1 protein-coding gene is annotated in these 1056 nt (G+C 50.9%); it reads right to left on the bottom strand.

Translation table 11 applies throughout. The features are described from left to right. Positions 1-1056, bottom strand: a 1056-nt coding sequence (locus tag V7R42_RS19870; RefSeq protein WP_334022396.1) for an Ig-like domain-containing protein, incomplete at both ends; no start/stop codon positions are given.

The following is a 1056-nucleotide window of genomic DNA, read 5'->3' as shown; positions in this document are numbered from 1 at the left end:
GTTCTGGCGTAGTGTCGTTGGTAGTCAGATCGTTAATGGCAACCGTGGGTGCGGTGGTATCAATCACAACAGTGCCAGAGTTAGTTCCGTTATTACCATCGGCATCAGTAGCAGTAACGGTGGCGGTATAGCTGCCTTCAGCGAGTGTAGCGACTACGTCATCAGCTAGTGTCCACGAACCGTCACCATTGTTAGTTACGGTGTAGTCATTGCCGTCGATAGTGACCACAACAACCGCATTCTGATCGCTCACCGTACCAGTAAGTTCTGGCGTAGTGTCGTTGGTAGTCAGATCGTTTATTGCAACTGTAGGTGCAGTGGTATCAATTACTACAGTGCCTGTGTCGGTATCGGTATTACCCGCATTGTCAGTGGCAGTAACAGATGTTGGGTAACTACCTTCTGCTAGCGTAGCAACTACATTATCGGTCAGCGTCCATGTACCGTCACCATTGTTGGTAGCGGTGTAATCGTTACCGTCGATAGTGACCACCACAACCGCATTGGGATCGTTCACTGTACCGGTAAGTTCTGGCGTGGTGTCGTTGGTAGTCAGATCGTTAATGGCAACCGTGGGTGCAGTGGTATCAATCACCACGGTGCCAGAGTTGGTTCCGGTGTTACCATCGGTATCAGTGGCAGTAACGGTAGCGGTATAGCTGCCTTCTGCTAGCGTAGCAACTACATCATCAGCCAGTGTCCATGTACCGTCACCATTGTTAGTGGCGGTGTAGTCATTGCCGTCGATAGTGACCACCACAACTGCATTGGGGTCGCTCACCGTACCAGTAAGTTCGGGCGTGGTGTCGTTGGTAGTCAGATCGTTAATGGCAACCGTAGGTGCTGTGGTATCAATTACTACTGTGCCTGTGTCGGTATCGGCATTACCCGCATCGTCAGTGGCAGTAACAGATGTTGGGTAACTACCTTCTGCTAGCGTAGCAACTGCGTTGTCAGCTAACGTCCACGTGCCATCACCGTTATTAGTAGCAGTGTAATCATTGCCGTCGATAGTGACCACCACAACCGCATTCGGATCGCTCACCGTACCAGTAA

This window comes from Alteromonas sp. S015 (genome assembly GCF_036864485.1).
Classification (GTDB): Bacteria; Pseudomonadota; Gammaproteobacteria; order Enterobacterales; family Alteromonadaceae; genus Alteromonas.
Note: the sequence above shows the minus strand (reverse complement) of the source record. Positions and strands in the feature narration are given on the sequence as shown.